The following is a 16,107-nucleotide window of genomic DNA, read 5'->3' on the forward strand; positions in this document are numbered from 1 at the left end:
AACGCCTTGGTGCAGTACCTCAAGGCTGGCGAGACCAAGGTCGAGACCTTCACCGTAACTGCGTTGGAAGGTACCCAGCACACGGTCAGTGTGACCATCCATGGTGTGAACGACGCTGCGGTATTCGCACCCGGCGGAAGGCAGGGCTATGTTCAGGAGGACACTCACTTCAGTTCGGAGGGCCGGGTCAGCGTGGTGGACGGGGATCAGGGCGAGGCCGTTATCGTGGCGCAGACTGCCACGCGCGGCCTGTATGGACAGTTCAGCATCGATGCCGCCGGCTTCTGGCGCTACGAGCTGAACAATGCCGATCCGGCCGTGCAGGCGCTCGGCACGGGCGATACCCGGCCCGAGACCTTCACTGTCACGACCCTTGACGGGAGTTCGACCACGGTGACGATCGTGGTGCAGGGGTTGGATGAACCCGTGGTCCCGGCTACCCGGCCACCGGTGGAGCCGCCTCCGGTGGTGGTGACCCCGCCGCAGCCTGCGCCAGCCGCGATACCGGCTCCGGCCATTCCCGATCCGGTCGCGCCGCCAGCGCCGCCGACCCCGTTCAACGCCACGGTGCTGCCGGCGAACAGCCTGTCCGCGCCTTCGCCCGCTGCGTCGCCGCTGGTCGCCGCCGTGCAGAGCCGCGAGCTGGACCTGTTGCTGCAGGCACGTGGCGACTATTACGAGCTCTATACCCAGCGTGGCGGGTTCCAGATGCTGGTGATCGAGGCGCCCCAGCCGCGCCTGAGCCTGTACCACGGCATTGCGGACCAGTACGCCGAAACGGAGATCCAGACCAGCTTCTCGGTGCCCTACGATGCGTTCGCCCACACCGACCCGAACGAGCGCATCCTGCTCAGGGCCACGCTGGCCAATGGTCAACGGCTCCCCGCCTGGGTGCGCTTCGACCCACGCAGCGGCACGTTCGAACTGGTCGCGCCGGCTGGTTACCGGGGCGAGCTGAACATCAAAGTGGTGGCCCGCGATAGCCAGGGGCGTGAGGCCAGTGCTCTGTTCCGCTTCAATGTGGGCGATCGCCGGGTGGCCGAAGCGAGCAGCCGCAGCGGGCTTTCGGATCAGTTGCGCCAAGCCGCTGCCCTGCGTTCGGCTGAGGCTAAGGTGCGGACGCTGTCCGCAGGCCAGGTGCCCTCCGATGCCCGGGCCGGGGCCAAGGCGGACTAGCGATGGAGCGGTCTCCGCTTGCTGCCCTGCTCGAATTGGGCCGTCAGGCCCGCCAGGCCGAGTCGCTGAGCGAGCTGCAGTTCCTGCTGGTCAACGACAGCCACGCCCTGGCGCCTTACCGGCAGGCGGCGTTCTGGACCGCTGACAAGGGCGTGCGGGCCTTGTCCGGCGTGGTGCAGGTCGAGGCCAACGTGCCTTACGCCCTCTGGCTCGACGCGCTCGGTCGACAGTTGATCCAGGAGCCCGGGGCTCGCGTTGTCGAGCGGGCGGCGCTGCCGGATGCGCTGGCCCGCGAGTGGGATGAATGGCTGCCGTGCGAGGCGCTGTGGCTGCCGTTGGGCGAGGACGCCGGCGTGCTGCTGGCGCGTGATCTGCCCTGGCGCGACCCTGAGCTGGCTTTGCTCATCGAGTGGGCCGGTATCTGGCACCACGCCTGGCAAGCCCGTCAGATGTTCCGGCGGGGCTGGGCCTTCTGGCGGCGCGACGCGCAGAAGACCGCCCGTGGCTGGCGCCCGTGGCGCTGGGCAATCGCCCTCGGCGTGCTCGCACTCGTTCCTGTCCGTCTGACGGTGCTGGCCCCCGGTGAGCTGGTGCCGGCCAACCCGGCAGTCATCCGGGCGCCGCTCGAAGGCGTGATCGATACCTTTCACGTGCAGCCCAACGAGGCGGTCCACCAGGGCCAGCCGCTGTTCGGCTTCGATGAGGCGCTGATCCAAAACCGTCTCGATGTGGCGCAACAGGCGTTGGCCACGGCCGAGGCCGAATACCGCCAGGCGGCGCAGCAGGCGCTTTCCGACCCACGTGCGAAGGCGCAACTGGCGGTGCTCACTGGAAAGATCGAGGAGAAGCGTGCCGAGGTCGCCTACGGGACCGAGCAGTTGCAGCGGGCCCGCGTGCTCGCCCCCCGCGATGGCATCGCCTTGTTCGACGACCCGTCCGAGTGGATCGGTCGGCCAGTCACCGTCGGCGAGCGCATCATGCGCATTGCCGCGCCGCAGGACGTGGAGGTCGAAGCCTGGGTCTCGCTGGCCGATGCCATTCCGCTGGCCGACGGCAGCCGGGTCGCCTTGCATCTCAACGCCAGCCCGCTGGCGCCGGTCGAGGCGACGTTGCGTTATTTCGCCCACGATGCGGTGGAGCGGCCCGACGGAACCTACGCCTACCGCGTCCGCGCCCGGCTGGCTTCTCCCACCGAGCACAGGGTAGGGCTCAAGGGCACCGCCAAATTCAGCGGGCGCTGGGTACCGCTTGGCTATTGGGCGTTGCGCAGGCCACTGGCCAGCCTGCGCGCGGCGACCGGGTGGTGAGTATGAACTGGCCCTTGCTGCGCGAGGAGTTGGCCCTGATGCCCGGCCCGGCCCTGGCCGACGGCCAGCCGAGCTGGACACTGCACGACCCGGCCCGCAACCGCTTCTTCAACATCGACTGGCCCACCTTCGAGATCCTGCGCCGTTGGTCGTTCGCCGATGCCCAGGCGATCATCGAGAGCGTGCGCCAGGAGTCGACCCTCGCGCTCGAACCTGAGGACGTCGAGCGGGTGACGCGCTTCCTTGGCGAGAACCAGCTACTCCAGGCGCGTCCCGGCAATGCCCGGAAACTGGCAGAGCGCTTGGCGCAGATGCAGGGCAGCCGTTTCAAGTGGCTGCTGCACCATTACCTGTTCTTCCGCGTACCCTTGGTGCGCCCCGATGCTTGGCTGGGGCGCTGGCAGGGGGTGGCCGGGCATTTCTACAGTCGTGGCTTTGCCCTGTTGACGCTGGGCGCGCTGTTGCTGGGCCTGGGTCAGGTGGCACGGCAGTGGGACAGCTTCACCGCGTCGTTGGTCGACACCTTCACCTGGCAAGGACTGGCCGCCTATGGGGTGGCCGTGTTCCTGGTCAAGCTGCTGCACGAACTCGGCCATGCCTTCACCGCCAAGCGCCTGGGCTGCCGGGTGCCGACCATGGGCGTGGCCTTCCTGGTCCTCTGGCCGATGGCCTACACCGATACCAACGACACCTGGCGCCTGACCAGCCGCTGGCAGCGCTTGCGGGTGGCCGCCGCCGGCATCGTCACCGAGCTGGGCGTGGCCGCCTGGGCAACCCTGGCCTGGAGCGTGCTGCCGGACGGAGAGCTGCGCTCGGCGGCCTTCGTGCTGGCCACCACCAGTTGGGTCGCCACCCTGGCGATCAACGCCAGTCCCTTCATGCGCTTCGATGGCTATTTCATTCTCGCCGACTGGCTGGACATGCCCAACCTGCATGAGCGCAGCTTCGCCCTGGCGCGCTGGAAGCTGCGGGAGTGGTTGTTCGATCTGGGCGAAGAGCGCCCCGAGCACTTCGCGCCGGCCAAGGAGCGGGCGCTGGTCGCCTTCGCCTGGGTGACTTGGGCGTATCGCCTGGTGGTCTTCCTCGGCATCGCGGTGCTGGTTTATCACTTCGCGGTCAAGGCTGTCGGCATCCTGCTGTTCATGGTCGAAATCGGTTGGTTCATCCTGATGCCGATCCGTCACGAACTGCGCGCCTGGAAGGCGCGCTGGCCCGCCATTCGCGGCCGGCGGCGCAGTCGCATCAGTCTGATCGTGGCCCTGCTGCTGGTGGCGCTGGTGTTGGTGCCCTGGCCCGGCCGGGTTACTGTCAGCGGCCTGTTGCGGCCGATGGCGGTCTGGCCGGTGCATGCGCCGGGGCCTGCCTACCTCGATGCGCTGCCTCACGCCGAGGGCGATGCCATCGAAGCGGGCGAAGTCCTTGTCCGCTTGGCCGCGCCGGACGTCCAGGTGCGTCGCGATGCGGTTGCGGCCCAGGTGGAGCGCCTGCGCTGGCTGGCGGCGTCCGCGGGTTTCGGTAGCGAATCTCGTTCCCGCCTGCAAAGCGCCCAGGAAGAACTCGCCACCGCCGAAACCACGCTCGCCGGCTTGGACCAGGAACTGGCGCGCTACCAGCCCAAGGCCCCGTTTGCCGGATACCTGTATGACCTCGACCCCGATCTGCAGGCTGGGCAATGGCTCGGTTCGAAAGAGCGCATCGCGCTCCTGGTTGGCCGGGAGGGGTATATGGTGGAAACCTTCCTCGACGAAGACGCGGTCAAGCGCGTCGCCCTGGGCGATACGGCGGCCTTCGTCAGCGACGGCGGAGAGGGCGGGCGCCTCGATCTGGTGGTTCGCCACATCGACGCGGATGCAACACGGGTACTCGCCAACGGCCTGCTCGCGGCACAGGCCGGCGGCCATATCCTCGTGCGGGAACGCCGGGGCCAACGGGTCCCCGAGCGAGGCGTCTACCGAGTCGTGCTGGCGGTAGCGTCACCCCCGGAGAGACTGGCCGGCCGCTCTTGGCGGGGAACCGTCGTCATCCACGGCGGCTGGGAAGCGCCGGCCTGGCGATACCTGCGCAATGCCTTTGCGGTGTTGTTGCGTGAGGCGAGTCTTTGAGGGTGTCGTGTTGCCGGAACGGCGGCAATATCGTCACGCTGCAAAAGATCCTGGGCCATTCGAGCTTGGCCGTGCCATGCGCTATGCGCACTTGGGCTGGAGCATCTGACCTAGTCCGTGAAGCTGAACCTATCGCTGGGTTCACTGACCAGCTTGGTGTGAGATCGTGTTGAACCGTGTTCGGTTTTGGGGGATACTTTTCACACGACTCAACCCTTGGCGGGCCGATTAAGTTCAGCCTTAGCCTCGGGTGAAGAAACCGGCTCCTAAAGCCGGTTTTTTCGTTTCTAGGGATAGGACATTGTGCGTACAGCTTTCTTCGTAGACGGCTACAACCTCTATTACGGCGTCCTGCATGGCTCCGACCATAAGTGGCTGGATTTGCCTGCGTTGCTTGCCGAGATCTTGCGGATTCAGGAGCCGTCGGCCGAACTGGTCTCCGTCGATTACTTCACCTCTCCTGTCATCGCCAGGCTTGCGACTCGCGGGCAAGTCTCCAATGATGCGCAAAATCGCTATATCCGAGCTTTGCAGGCGAAGGGCGTCTCGATCACGCTCGGTACGCACCGTCTGACCAAAGGGTACGCGCCCCGGTTTTTCGAGGGTCAGAAGCCTTCCAGGCAGGATCAGGTGGCGATTTGGCAGCTTGAAGAGAAAGAGACGGACGTCAACCTGGCCCTAGGCATGTATCGGGCAGCATGTCGGGCTGTGGAACTGCAACTGGATCAGATCGTACTGGTATCGGGCGACACTGACTTGGCGCCTGCTCTAGCTGCCATTCGCTCGGATTTCCCGCATATCCGCATTGGTGTGATTCTGCCGCACCGTCAGGAACAGCGGGATCCACCGGGGGCATTAAAAGAGCACGCTCACTGGATGCGTCGCCATATTCCCGAGTCTGAGCTCGCTGCTTTCCAGCTCCCGCCAAAGGTGCCACTTCCCAGGAAACCGGCCATAGTAAAACCGGACTACTGGTAGTTTTTGCGCTTGTGACACTTTCAGGGTATTCGCATCCCCCGGATAACAAAAACCCTGAAATTCTCTGAGAAAATCAGGGGCTTATGCTTTCTTCAATTGGTGGAGCCGGGGGGATTTGAACCCCCGTCCGCCAGCTCTCCGCTATCGGTTCTACATGCTTAGCCAGCTCTACTGAGTTAACTCCGCGCCGCCCGAGTGGCAGGGTGCTTGGAGCGAGCTGTATGAGTTTTAGCCGTTACGTCTACAGCGAACTTGGCGGCGATCCTGTTCTGTCTGACGATCACTTCGGGTTTACAGGCATCCCCTGGTGATCGCTGGCGCCGAAGCGACCAGATGAAGGTTAGGCGACTTGCGCGTACCCTTCGTAGTTGTCGTCGTCGTTGGCAACTATAGGTTTGCAACAGTTGATTTACGAGTTCTGTTACCAACTCGGCATGCCCCTCAAGTTTCGTTACCGGCGTCGAATCCTAATCGGCCCCAAAACCCTTGGTGCTACTTTATGAGGAGGCATTCTACGGCAAAGCTGAGACAGCGTCGATGTCCGTCTGCCTTACACTACGTATTGGAAGCTGATTCCTCGTATCAGGATATGTCATGAAGCAGATGTGGCTGGGGTTCGCCGTAGCTGGGGCGTCGTCGACATGAGGTCGTTGCCGCGCAATTCGCTGAGGCGCTGGATCTGGCGGGCGTTCGTGCAGAGCGCGTTGATTCCGCTGGTGCTGGTGGAGTCGGTGTTGATCACGGTCTATCTACTGACCAACGGGGCGATTCGCGATGCCCAGGTGGGGCATTTACAGCAGAGCGCGTTGCAGGACTTGGAAAGCGCCGCCCAGCGCGAGGGGCAGATCATCGACAGCCGCCTGCAGGGCATCGAGGCGCAGGTGAAAATCTATCGCGATGCCACCACCCATGCGCTCCTGGATACACGCTTCCAGCCTGACGGTCTGGAGCGGACACGGCATGCGGTGACGTCCACCGGGGTGTTCTACAGCCGCTCCGACGATGGCCGGGCGGCGTCGTTCTACGCCAACAGCACTCCGCTGGAGAAGCAGGATCACGAGAAGGCTCTGCGCCTGTCCCAGGTCGATCCGCTGATGCGTTCGATCGACGACGCCAATCCGCTGGTCGCGGCCGTGTATTTCAACACCTGGGATAACTACAACCGCATCTACCCGTTTTTCATGACGCCCGAGCAGTATCCCCATGACATGGTGATACCGGACTACAACTTCTATTACCTCGCCGACGCCAGGCACAATCCCGAGCGCAAGGTGGTCTGGACGGATGTCTACCTGGACCCGGCCGGCCAGGGCTGGATGATGTCGGCCATCGCACCGGTGTACCGCGGCGATTTCCTCGAGGGCGTGGTGGGGCTGGATATCACGGTGGGGCAGATGCTCGCCGAGATCGGTTCGCTGCAGGTGCCCTGGCAGGGCTATGCCATGCTGGTGAGCCGCGACCACAGCATCATGGCGCTGCCCGCGGCTGGCGAGCGGGATTTCGGCTTGCGTGAGCTGACCCAGTATTCCTACGACGAGGCGGTGCGTCGCGAGGTACTCAAGCCAGAGGATTTCAGCCTGGCTCGCCGCCGCGAGATGCAGCCGTTGTTGCAGGCGCTGGCGGCCGATGAGCGGCGGGTGCAGGAGGTGATACTCGGCGGGCGCAAGCAGATGGTGGCCTGGAGCGAGATTCCGCAGACCGGCTGGCGCCTGCTCTTGGTGGTGGACGAGGCGAATATCTTCCGGGAGACCAATCGGCTGGCCGAGCGCTACCAGCAGATCGGTTATCTGTTGATCGCCGGGCTGGTGTTCTTCTACCTGGCGTTCTTCGCCTGGATGTGGGTGCGTTCGCGGCGTCTGAGCAGCGAACTGTCCCGGCCGATAGCCGGTATCGTCGGGATGATGCGCAGTCTCGGGCAGGGCGATTACCGTCCCGTCGCGCCGGAAACCCGCATCGACGAGCTGGCCAGCATGGCGGAGGCCGTCCAGCAGACCGGCGCCCAACTGGAAGCAAGCGAGGTGGAGCGCTTCCTTGCCCAGCGCAATCTCGAACTGGTGCTGGAGGGCACCACCGAGAGCATCTGGGAGGTGGACGGGCAAGGCGAAAGCATCAAGATCAGCGGGCGCTTCGTCGAGCGCTTCGGGCTGCGCAGCAGCGAAATGCCGCTGAGCGAGTTCAATCTGCGGGTGCACCCGGACGATCTGGAGCGTCTGCGTCATCTGCGGCGCAGCTTCGCCGAGAGCGGCGAGGACCATTTCGACGCCGAGTACCGGTATGCCGATGCCCAGGGCAACTACGCCTGGCTGCTCAGCCGGGGCAAGGTGCTGGAGCGAGATGCCGAGGGACGTGCCTTGCGGGTGGCCGGCACCCATGTGGACATCACCCGGCTCAAGCAGGTCCAGGAGGACTTGCGTCATGCCAGCCTGGAGGCACAGGCCGCGAGCCAGGCGAAGAGCCGCTTCCTGTCCAGCATGAGCCACGAGCTGCGCACACCGCTGAACGCCATTCATGGTTTCGGCCAACTGATCGAACTGGAGTTGCAGAGCAAGCCGGATGTCGAGCAGGAAATTGTCTACGCGCGGGAAATCGTCAACGCCAGCCGGCACCTGTCCTCTCTGGTGGACGACATCCTCGATCTGTCCAGCATCGAGAGCCGCCGCCAGCAGTTGCAGCTGAAGCCGGTGGAAGTGGGTTCGCTGCTGGCCGGTTGCGTGGAGCTGGTGCAGCCGGAGGCGCAGTTGCGCAAGCAGCAGGTGCAGCTCATGGCCTCCGATCAGCCGCTCTACGTGCAGGCCGATGCCCGCCGGCTGCGCCAAGTGATGCTCAATCTCCTGTCCAATGCCATCAAGTACAACGCGCCCCAAGGGTTGGTCAGCCTCGGTTACGAGGTGCGGCCCGACTGCGTGCGGCTGTGGGTCGAGGATTGCGGGCCGGGTCTCAGCGAGGAGCAGCAGGCGCAGTTGTTCCAGCCGTTCCAGCGCCTGGGACGGGAGAATTCGAATATTCCGGGAACCGGCATCGGTCTGGTGTTGTGCCGCGAGCTGGCCAGCCTGATGGAGGGCGAGATGGGCTTCAGCAGCTCGCCGGGGGCGGGCAGCCGCTTCTGGATCGATCTGCCGGGTGCCGCTGCGCCCAGCCTGGCGCCGGAGGTCGATGGCGCGCCGGCGGAGCCGGAGCCCTTGCCGTGGGTGCTCTGTGTGGAGGATCACCCGGCCAGCCTGAAGGTGTTGCAGGAGGCCTTGCGGTCCCTGGCCGAGCTGGAAGGCGTGGGCTCGGTGCAGCGGGCCCTGGCGGTGCTGCGCGAGCGTACGCCGGACATGCTCCTGCTCGATCTCGATCTGCCTGACGGCAGCGGCCTGGAGGTGCTGGATGCCATGGCCCAGCAGCCGCGGCTGGCGTCCGTCCCGGTGCTGGTGGTGAGTGCGGTGGTGGATCAGGAGCTGTTCGCCGAGGCGCGTCGGCGCGGCGCGCAAGCCTGTATCAGCAAACCGGTGGATCTACAGCAGTTGCGGCGGATCGCCGTCAGTCTGCTGCAGCGCGAGGATGGGCGGACGGCCGACAGCCTGTCCCGCTGAGGCACCGAAGACGCCGCGCGGCGCCTTCGGTAGCGGGCTCAGTTGCTGGTGCCCAGCAGGTTCAGGGCTTCACCGAGGACCTGCACGGACTGGGCGTGATTGCCTGCCTTGTGCAGTTCTTCGCCTTCGGCGCGGAGTTTCTTGACTTGGGCCAGGGTGGCCGGGTCGCTGGGTGGGCTGGTTTTCAGGATTTCGTCGATCTTGGCCATGTCGGCCGGGCAATGCATTGCCCAGAGCGGGGTGGAGATCAAGGCGGCAGCGAAGAAAGCGAACAGGCGGCGCATGGAGGGCTCTCCTGTGGCGGGGTGGGAATTCAGTATAGGAAATCCCACCGCGCACGCAGGAAAGCCGGCAAGCGTCGTCGGCTACGGGGTTATTGGCTGGTGCCGCTGGTGCCCGTGCCGGTCTCGTTGCCTTCACCCGGACGCCGCATCGCCTGCAGGGCTTTCTCGGCATGGCTTGCACAGGCCTCCAGGTCGCCAGCGGCGCGGGCGTCCTCGGCAGCCTTGCGATGCTCGTCGACCTGCTGCTTGAGCGGTTCGCCGATGGTAGGGGTGGTGGTCATCATGTCGTCGAGTTTCTGCAGGTTGACTGCGCAGAGGTCCTCGGCGAAAGCCGGAGCCGTCAACAGAGTGGCAGTGATCAATAAGACTGTGCGTTTCATGGTGCTCTCCTGGGTAAGGTTGAAACCTGTGGCGGGGATGGCAGGCCGACAGGTCACGCTTACTGGCTGATCATCGGTGCATTCAGCTGTTGCAGGGCGCGATCGGCTATGGCGATGCATTCGGCATAGCGACCGTCGTCCTGAGCCTCTTCGGCCTGGTCTTTGAGATCGTCGACGACGTCTTCGAGGGCGCCGTCGGGATCGAGACTCTCGATGGCCGCTTCGAGTTGCTCCAGCCGGCTTTCGCACACTTCGCTGTCGCTGATGGCGAAGGCCGCCGGGCTGGCCAGCAGCGTGGCTGCGATGAGCAAGGCAGCAGGTTGCATGGACACCTCCTCGTTCCGTTCCACCGGTCACATCGGTGGGGCGGAACCTCCTTGGGCCCGTAACGGATGGGCTTAAAAAAATGGACTGCGGCTGGCGGCAAGCGTTTCATTTTTCTGTCGCCAATATTGGGACAGGAGAGGCGGGCAGGCGAAAAAAAGCCCCGCGAACGGGGCTGAAAAGAGGGTGTCAGGTGGCTCTGGGCCGCGTCACCCGGTCGACCAGATAGACCAGGCCGTGATAGTCGATACCGCCATGTTGGCTCAGACCGATCTCGCAGGTTCGGCTGGTGGAGATGCCTTCCTCGCAATGCTGCACCGCGTCTTTCAGGCTGCGCAGCGCGTGGCCGTTCAGCTCCGGTGTGATGAAGCCCTTGTCGCCGGCGAAGCCGCAGCACTGGATGCCTTCCGGGATCACCACGGTCTTGGCGCAGCGCCGGGCGATGTCGATCAGCGCCGGGCCTTCGCCGAGGTGTTGGGTGCTGCAGGTGACGTGGACCGCTATGGGCGCCTCCTGGGGCTCGAAGTCCAGGCGATCGAGCAGGAAGGTGCGGATGAAACGCACCGGGTCATAGACCTTCAGCCGCTCGTCCGCTAGCTCCTGGACCAGCCGCAGGGTGCAGGGGCTGGTGTCGCAGTAGATCGGGTCGAGCCCGCCACGGCTGGCTTCGAGCAGCGCGTCGAGGGTTTCCCGGCGCTTGCGCTCGGCCTGTTCGCCGTAGCCCTTGGAGGCGAAGGGCTGGCCGCAGCAGAGGTTGTTGAGGTCATCCGGGAAGACCACTTGGTAGCCGGCCTTTTCCAGCAGGGCGCGGGTCTTGTCGATCAGCGGGACTTGCTCCGCATCGGTGGCCGCCGGCCCCATGGCACGGGACACGCAGGCCGCCAGGTAGACGACGCGGGGGCGCTGGCCGCCGCTCGGTTTGGGCAGGCGCAGGGTCTGCAGCGGCTGCGGCATCGCTGGCGTCCACTGGGGCAGGCGTTCTCCGGAGGCCTTGCGCAGCGCCGCCGAGGTCTTTGCCAGCAACGGGGCGCCGAACAGCAGCCGGGCGCCGTTGGCCACGTGGAGCATGAAGCGCGTGCCTTGTACGGCCGTGGCGAAGTGCCCGGCCAGCCAGTCGGCGGTGCGCGTGTTGTCCGCGTCCAGGCTACGCAGCTTGCGCACCAGGTCGCCGGTGTTGATGCCCACTGGGCAGCGCTGGGCGCAGAGGCCGGTGGCGGCGCAGGTGTCGATGCCGTGGTAGTGGTAGTCGCGCTCCAGCGCTTCGGTGTCTTCGCCCCGGCGCTTCTTCGCCTGGATATCGCGGTACATGACGATGCGCTGGCGTGGGGTCAGGGTCAGGCCCCGCGACGGACAGACCGGCTCGCAGAAGCCGCATTCGATGCACTTGTCGATGATGGGATCGGCGGCCGGCAATGGCTTGAGGTTCTTCAGGTGGATGTCCTTGTCCTCGCTGAGCACCACGTCCGGGTTGAGAATGCCGAGCGGGTCGAGCAGGCGTTTGATCCGCCACATCAGCCGGTACGCTTCGCTGCCCCATTCCAGCTCGACGAACGGCGCCATGTTGCGCCCGGTGCCATGCTCGGCCTTCAGCGAACCACCGAACTCCACTGCCACCAGTTGGGCCACGTCCTGCATGAAGGCTTCGTAGCGGGCCACCTGCTCAGGCGAATCGAAGCCCTGGGTGAAGACGAAGTGCAGGTTACCCTCGAGGGCATGGCCGAACAGGATGGCTTCGTCGTAACGGTGCTTCTCGAACAGGCCGATGAGACGGTTGACGCCCTCGGCCAGTCGCTCGATGGGGAAGGTCACGTCTTCGATGATGACGGTGGTGCCGGTCTGGCGCACGGCGCCGACGGCGGGGAAGGTGTCCTTGCGGATCGCCCACAGGCGGCCGAACTCCACCGGGTCTTCGGTGAAATCGACCTGTTTTTCCACCGGGAAGCTGGCCAGCGCCTCCATGATCCGCGCTTTCTGTTCCTGCAGAAGCGATGCGCTGGCGGCGCGGGTTTCGATGAGCAGGGCGCAGGCGTTGCCCGACAGCGCCATCACCCAGTCCGGCATGCCGGGCTTGCCTTGCACCGAGCGCAGGCTGCGGCGGTCGAGCAGTTCGACGGCGGAGACCGGCTGGCGCTTGAGCATGCTGACCGCGCGGCAGCAGTTGTCCACGTCGGGGAAGACGATGAAGGCGGTGGCCTTGTACGGGTGGTCCGGCACCGTGTCGTAGGTCACCGAGCTGATGAAGCCGAGGGTGCCTTCGGAGCCGACCATCAGGTGGCAGAGGATGTCCAGCGGCTGGTCGTAATCCACCAGGGCGTTGAGCGACAGGCCGGTGGTGTTCTTCAGCCGGTATTTGTGACGGATGCGCGCGGCCAGGTCGGTGTTGTCGCGAGTCTCCCGGCCCAACTCGGCCAGTTGCGCCAGCAGGTCGGCATGGGTGGCGTGGAAGGCCGCGACGCTGACGGCGTCCTCGGTGTCCAGCACGCTGCCGTCGGCCAGCACCAGGCGCATGCCGGCCAGGGTGTGGTAGCTGTTCTGCGCGGTGCCGCAGCACATGCCGCTGGCGTTGTTGGCGACGATGCCGCCGATCTTGCAGGTGGCGATGGAGGCCGGGTCGGGGCCGATCTTGCGCTTGAATGGCGCCAGCACGGCGTTGGCCTGGGCGCCGATGACGCCCGGTTGCAGGCGGATGCGCTCGCCCTGCTGGAGAATTTCGCGGCCGTTCCAGTTGTCGCCGAGGACGATCAGCACTGAGTCGCTGATCGCCTGGCCGGAAAGGCTGGTGCCGGCGGCACGGAAGGTCACCGGTACCCGGTGCCGGCTGGCCGATTGCAGCAGTTGCACGACTTCCTGCTCGGACTCGACACGCACCACCAGCTTGGGGATCAGCCGGTAGAAGCTGGCGTCGGTACCGAAGGCCAGGGTCGAGAGTGGATCGTCGAAGCGCCGCTCGCGGGGGATCACACGCTCGGCGTCGGCGAGGAAGGCAGCCGGCAGCGGGGAGCGGGCAGGGGGCACGGCAGCGGTCATGCGTCCTCCAGGATCAGCACCGTCAAGTCTTTCGGGCCGTGGGCGCCGTAGGCCAGGACCTGCTCGATGTCGGCGGTCTTCGACGGCCCCGAGACCAGCAGGGCGTTGGTCGGCATGCCTTCGGCCCAGCGCTGCTTGCGCTGCACCTCGTAGAAGTTGTCGTGGATTTCGCTGGCCTTGAGCAGGGCGAAATGCACCGGCGGCACCAGGCTCATCAGGCGCGGCTCTTCACGGGTCGGCCAGAGGATCAGGCTGCCGGTCGCGGCGATGGCGCCCAGGGTGCCGGTGAGGCTGGCGGGCGTGTCGTCGAACAGCTCGGCCTTCCATTCCTCGATGGGGCGGTCATAGGCCTTCAGGCGTGGCAGGTTTTCGCGTCCGGCCCAGTGGGCGAGCAGTTGCTGGCCGTGGGGGGTATTCGGCGCCATCAGCAGGCTGGGCAACTGGCGGTCGTGCAGCAGTTGCTCCAGCAGGGCCGGCCAGCCGGCGGCGGAGGTCAGGTGGATTTCCGTGTGCACGGCTTCCATCAACTGGCGCAGGCGGGCGATGCGTTGCTCCGGCGCGTAGGTCCACGGCTGGGTCAGCAGGCTTTCGTCGAATTCGTCTGCGATTGGCGTGGTGCCGGCCAGGCTGTTGCGCAGCTTGGCGAGGATGTTGGCTTTGGCGCTCATGGGCGGTCCCCCTGTGTTTCACCCAAGTGCTCGCGGGCCAGCTCGTGCAGCGAGCGGGCGGCCGGTTTCGGTGCGCTGTGATTCTGTGTCCAGGGCCCGATGTTGGAGGGCGTCAGGCCGCGCAAGCGGGTGGCGAAGAAGCTGAACGTGCGATATAGCACCGGCGAGGTGTTGAGCAGGCGCCAGCCTTTCCACAACAGGCGTTCGCGGGGCGAATACTTGCTGCCCTGGCCGCGCATGACGTGGTGCGGATCGTCCGGCGCCTTGATATTTTCCTCGCGCAGGCGCCTCAGGATCGATGGAATCGGAATCTTCACCGGGCAGACTTCCCCGCAGGCGCCGCACAGCGACGAGGCGCTGGGGTGGTCCGGTACCTTGTCCAGGCCGACCATGTGCGGGGTGATGATCTTGCCGATAGGGCCGGGGTAGACCTCGCCATAGGTATGGCCGCCGACGCGGGTGTACACCGGGCAGTGGTTCATGCAGGCGCCGCAGCGGATGCAGTTCAGCGTCTGGCGCAGCTCGCCATCGGCGAAGGCCTGGCTGCGGCCGTTGTCCAGCAGTACCAGGTGGACTTCCTCTGGGCCGTCCAGCTCATGCGCCTTGCGTGGCCCGGAGATCATGTTGACGTAGGTGGTGATCGGCTGGCCCAGCGCCGAGCGGGTCAGCAGGGAGAGCAGCGGGACCACGTCGCGCAGGTTTTCCACCACCTTCTCGATGCCGGTGACGGCGATGTGCACTGGCGGCACCGTGGTGGACATGCGGCCGTTGCCTTCGTTTTCCACCAGCAGCAGGGTGCCGGTTTCCGCCACCGCGAAGTTGACCCCGGAGACGCCGATGTCCGCTTCGAAGAATTTCTGCCGCAGGGTGCGGCGGCCGATCTGGATAAGCTGGTCGACGTCCTTGGTGTACTCCACGCCGAGTTTGTCGTGGAACAAGGACGCGACCTGACCGGCGTTCTTGTGGATAGCCGGCATGATGATATGGGAAGGCTTCTCGTGGTCGAGCTGGACGATGTATTCGCCCATGTCCGACTCCAGGCATTCGATGCCCTGGGCCGCGAGGACATGGTTCATTTCCATCTCTTCGCTGACCATCGATTTGCCCTTGATCACTTGCCGCGCCTCGTGAGCGCGGATGATCGAGAGGACGATGGCGTTCGCCTCGTCCACCGTTTCCGCCCAGTGCACGGTCACACCATTGCGGGTCAGGTTGGTTTCCAGTCGTTCCAGCAGCTCGGGCAACTTCGACAGCGCCCGGGCGCGGACCCGGTTGCCCAGGGCACGCAGCCGTTCGCGTTCGTCGGCATCGCTGAAGGCGTTGGCCCGCTTGGTCATCAGCGAATCCATCGCCGTGCGGAAATTCCGCCGCAGTTGATCGTCGCCCAGCGCTTTGTGGGCCCTGGTCTTGAAATCGTCCTGAATCTGCAGGGTTGGGATGCGCGACAGGTCGTTCACGACACACCTCCGGTGCGTTGCCAGAGGAAACTGGCCAGATGCTGGCCGCGCAGCGCTTCGTTCTGCTTCTCCAGGGCACCGTTGATATTCATCAGGCAACCGCAGTCGGCGCTGACCACCTGATGGGCCCCGGAGCCTTTCAGGGCGCGGGTCTTGTCCAACACCATGGCGCCGGAAATGTCAGGCATGCGCACGCTGAAGGTGCCGCCGAAGCCGCAGCATTCGCTTTCGTGGTCATGCTCGACGCGCTCCACCTGGCTCAATTGGGCGAGCAGGGCGCGGCCGTGCAGGTGTGTGTTCATCTCCCGGCGTGCACTGCATGACGTGTGCAGCGCCACCTTGACTGCCGGGCCGCGGTCGTGGAGTTCGACGCGGCAGACATGCAGGAGGAACTCGGCCAGTTCGTAGGTACGTTCGGCCAGTGCCTGAACCTGGGCGAGGGTTTCCGGCTCGTCCTTGAACAGCTCGGCGTAATGGTGACGGATCATGCCGGCGCAGGAACCGGAGGGCACCACCAGCGGCCAATCCTCGGCGAACAGCTTCAACTGCGCCCGCGCCACTTCCCGCGCTTCCTCGGTGTAGCCGGAGGTGTAGGCCGGCTGGCCGCAGCAGCTCTGTCCCTGGGGAAAGCTGACGCGGATGCCTTCGCGCTGCAGCAGGCGAATCGCATCCAGGCCGGCATCGGGAAAGAACAGGTCGATCACGCAGGTCCCGAACAGGTAAACCTGCGCGGGTTTCTGCGTCGGATAGCGACGGGGCTCGGGCAGGGGCGGCGCGACGCGGGTGGCGTTCGGCGCGGCGTTGTAGAACAGCTCGCTCATCGGCTTGG

The 16,107-nt window shown here is 65.5% G+C and carries 12 protein-coding genes and 1 other RNA gene; 5 read left to right on the forward strand and 8 right to left on the reverse strand.

Features of this window, described 5'->3' with window-relative positions:
• The 4 genes from BZL41_RS29265 to BZL41_RS02685 all read left to right on the forward strand — a co-directional run.
• A partial coding sequence (locus tag BZL41_RS29265) for a VCBS domain-containing protein (protein WP_218224392.1) occupies window positions 1-1,176 on the forward strand: 1,176 nt, incomplete at its 5' end.
• Between the two features lie 2 nt (window positions 1,177-1,178).
• Entirely contained in the window at window positions 1,179-2,483 is a 1,305-nt protein-coding gene (locus BZL41_RS02675) for an efflux RND transporter periplasmic adaptor subunit (protein ID WP_095597873.1), read from the forward strand.
• A gap of 2 nt (window positions 2,484-2,485) precedes the next feature.
• Window positions 2,486-4,585: a site-2 protease family protein gene (locus BZL41_RS02680; RefSeq protein ID WP_095597874.1), complete on the forward strand. Its 2,100-nt coding sequence runs from the start codon at window positions 2,486-2,488 to the stop codon at window positions 4,583-4,585.
• Window positions 4,586-4,888: 303 nt separating this feature from the next.
• Complete coding sequence (locus BZL41_RS02685; protein ID WP_095597875.1) at window positions 4,889-5,563, forward strand: NYN domain-containing protein; 675 nt, start codon at window positions 4,889-4,891, stop codon at window positions 5,561-5,563.
• Window positions 5,564-5,660: 97 nt separating this feature from the next.
• Here BZL41_RS02685 and ssrA read toward each other — a convergent pair.
• Window positions 5,661-6,042, reverse strand: a transfer-messenger RNA (tmRNA) gene (ssrA, locus tag BZL41_RS02690).
• 162 nt (window positions 6,043-6,204) lie between these two features.
• Here ssrA and BZL41_RS02695 point away from each other — a divergent pair.
• The gene (locus tag BZL41_RS02695; RefSeq protein ID WP_095597876.1) at window positions 6,205-9,138 is read left to right on the forward strand and encodes an ATP-binding protein; all 2,934 of its coding nucleotides are present in this window, start codon (window positions 6,205-6,207) and stop codon (window positions 9,136-9,138) included.
• A 38-nt stretch (window positions 9,139-9,176) separates the two neighbouring features.
• On the opposite strand, the gene BZL41_RS02700 is transcribed toward BZL41_RS02695, so the two are convergent.
• The 7 genes from BZL41_RS02700 to BZL41_RS02730 form a co-directional block, all read right to left on the reverse strand.
• Entirely contained in the window at window positions 9,177-9,422 is a 246-nt protein-coding gene (locus BZL41_RS02700; protein WP_095597877.1) for a hypothetical protein, read from the reverse strand.
• 89 nt (window positions 9,423-9,511) lie between these two features.
• Window positions 9,512-9,802, reverse strand: a complete 291-nt coding sequence (locus tag BZL41_RS02705; RefSeq protein ID WP_095597878.1) for a hypothetical protein — start codon at window positions 9,800-9,802, stop codon at window positions 9,512-9,514.
• A gap of 59 nt (window positions 9,803-9,861) precedes the next feature.
• Window positions 9,862-10,128, reverse strand: a complete 267-nt coding sequence (locus BZL41_RS02710; protein ID WP_095597879.1) for a hypothetical protein — start codon at window positions 10,126-10,128, stop codon at window positions 9,862-9,864.
• A gap of 187 nt (window positions 10,129-10,315) precedes the next feature.
• Window positions 10,316-13,153 (reverse strand): FAD-binding and (Fe-S)-binding domain-containing protein, encoded by a 2,838-nt coding sequence (locus BZL41_RS02715; protein WP_095597880.1) that lies wholly within the window; start codon window positions 13,151-13,153, stop codon window positions 10,316-10,318.
• Window positions 13,150-13,821, reverse strand: a complete 672-nt coding sequence (locus BZL41_RS02720) for a lactate utilization protein (protein ID WP_095597881.1) — start codon at window positions 13,819-13,821, stop codon at window positions 13,150-13,152. The genes BZL41_RS02715 and BZL41_RS02720 overlap by 4 nt, the downstream gene beginning before the upstream one ends.
• Window positions 13,818-15,278: a LutB/LldF family L-lactate oxidation iron-sulfur protein gene (locus tag BZL41_RS02725; protein ID WP_095597882.1), complete on the reverse strand. Its 1,461-nt coding sequence runs from the start codon at window positions 15,276-15,278 to the stop codon at window positions 13,818-13,820. The genes BZL41_RS02720 and BZL41_RS02725 overlap by 4 nt, the downstream gene beginning before the upstream one ends.
• Window positions 15,275-16,099, reverse strand: a complete 825-nt coding sequence (locus BZL41_RS02730) for a (Fe-S)-binding protein (protein WP_095597883.1) — start codon at window positions 16,097-16,099, stop codon at window positions 15,275-15,277. The genes BZL41_RS02725 and BZL41_RS02730 overlap by 4 nt, the downstream gene beginning before the upstream one ends.
• Between the last annotated feature and the right edge of the window lie 8 nt (window positions 16,100-16,107).

Source organism: Pseudomonas sp. PIC25 (genome assembly GCF_002286785.1).
Taxonomy (GTDB): Bacteria; Pseudomonadota; Gammaproteobacteria; order Pseudomonadales; family Pseudomonadaceae; genus Pseudomonas_M.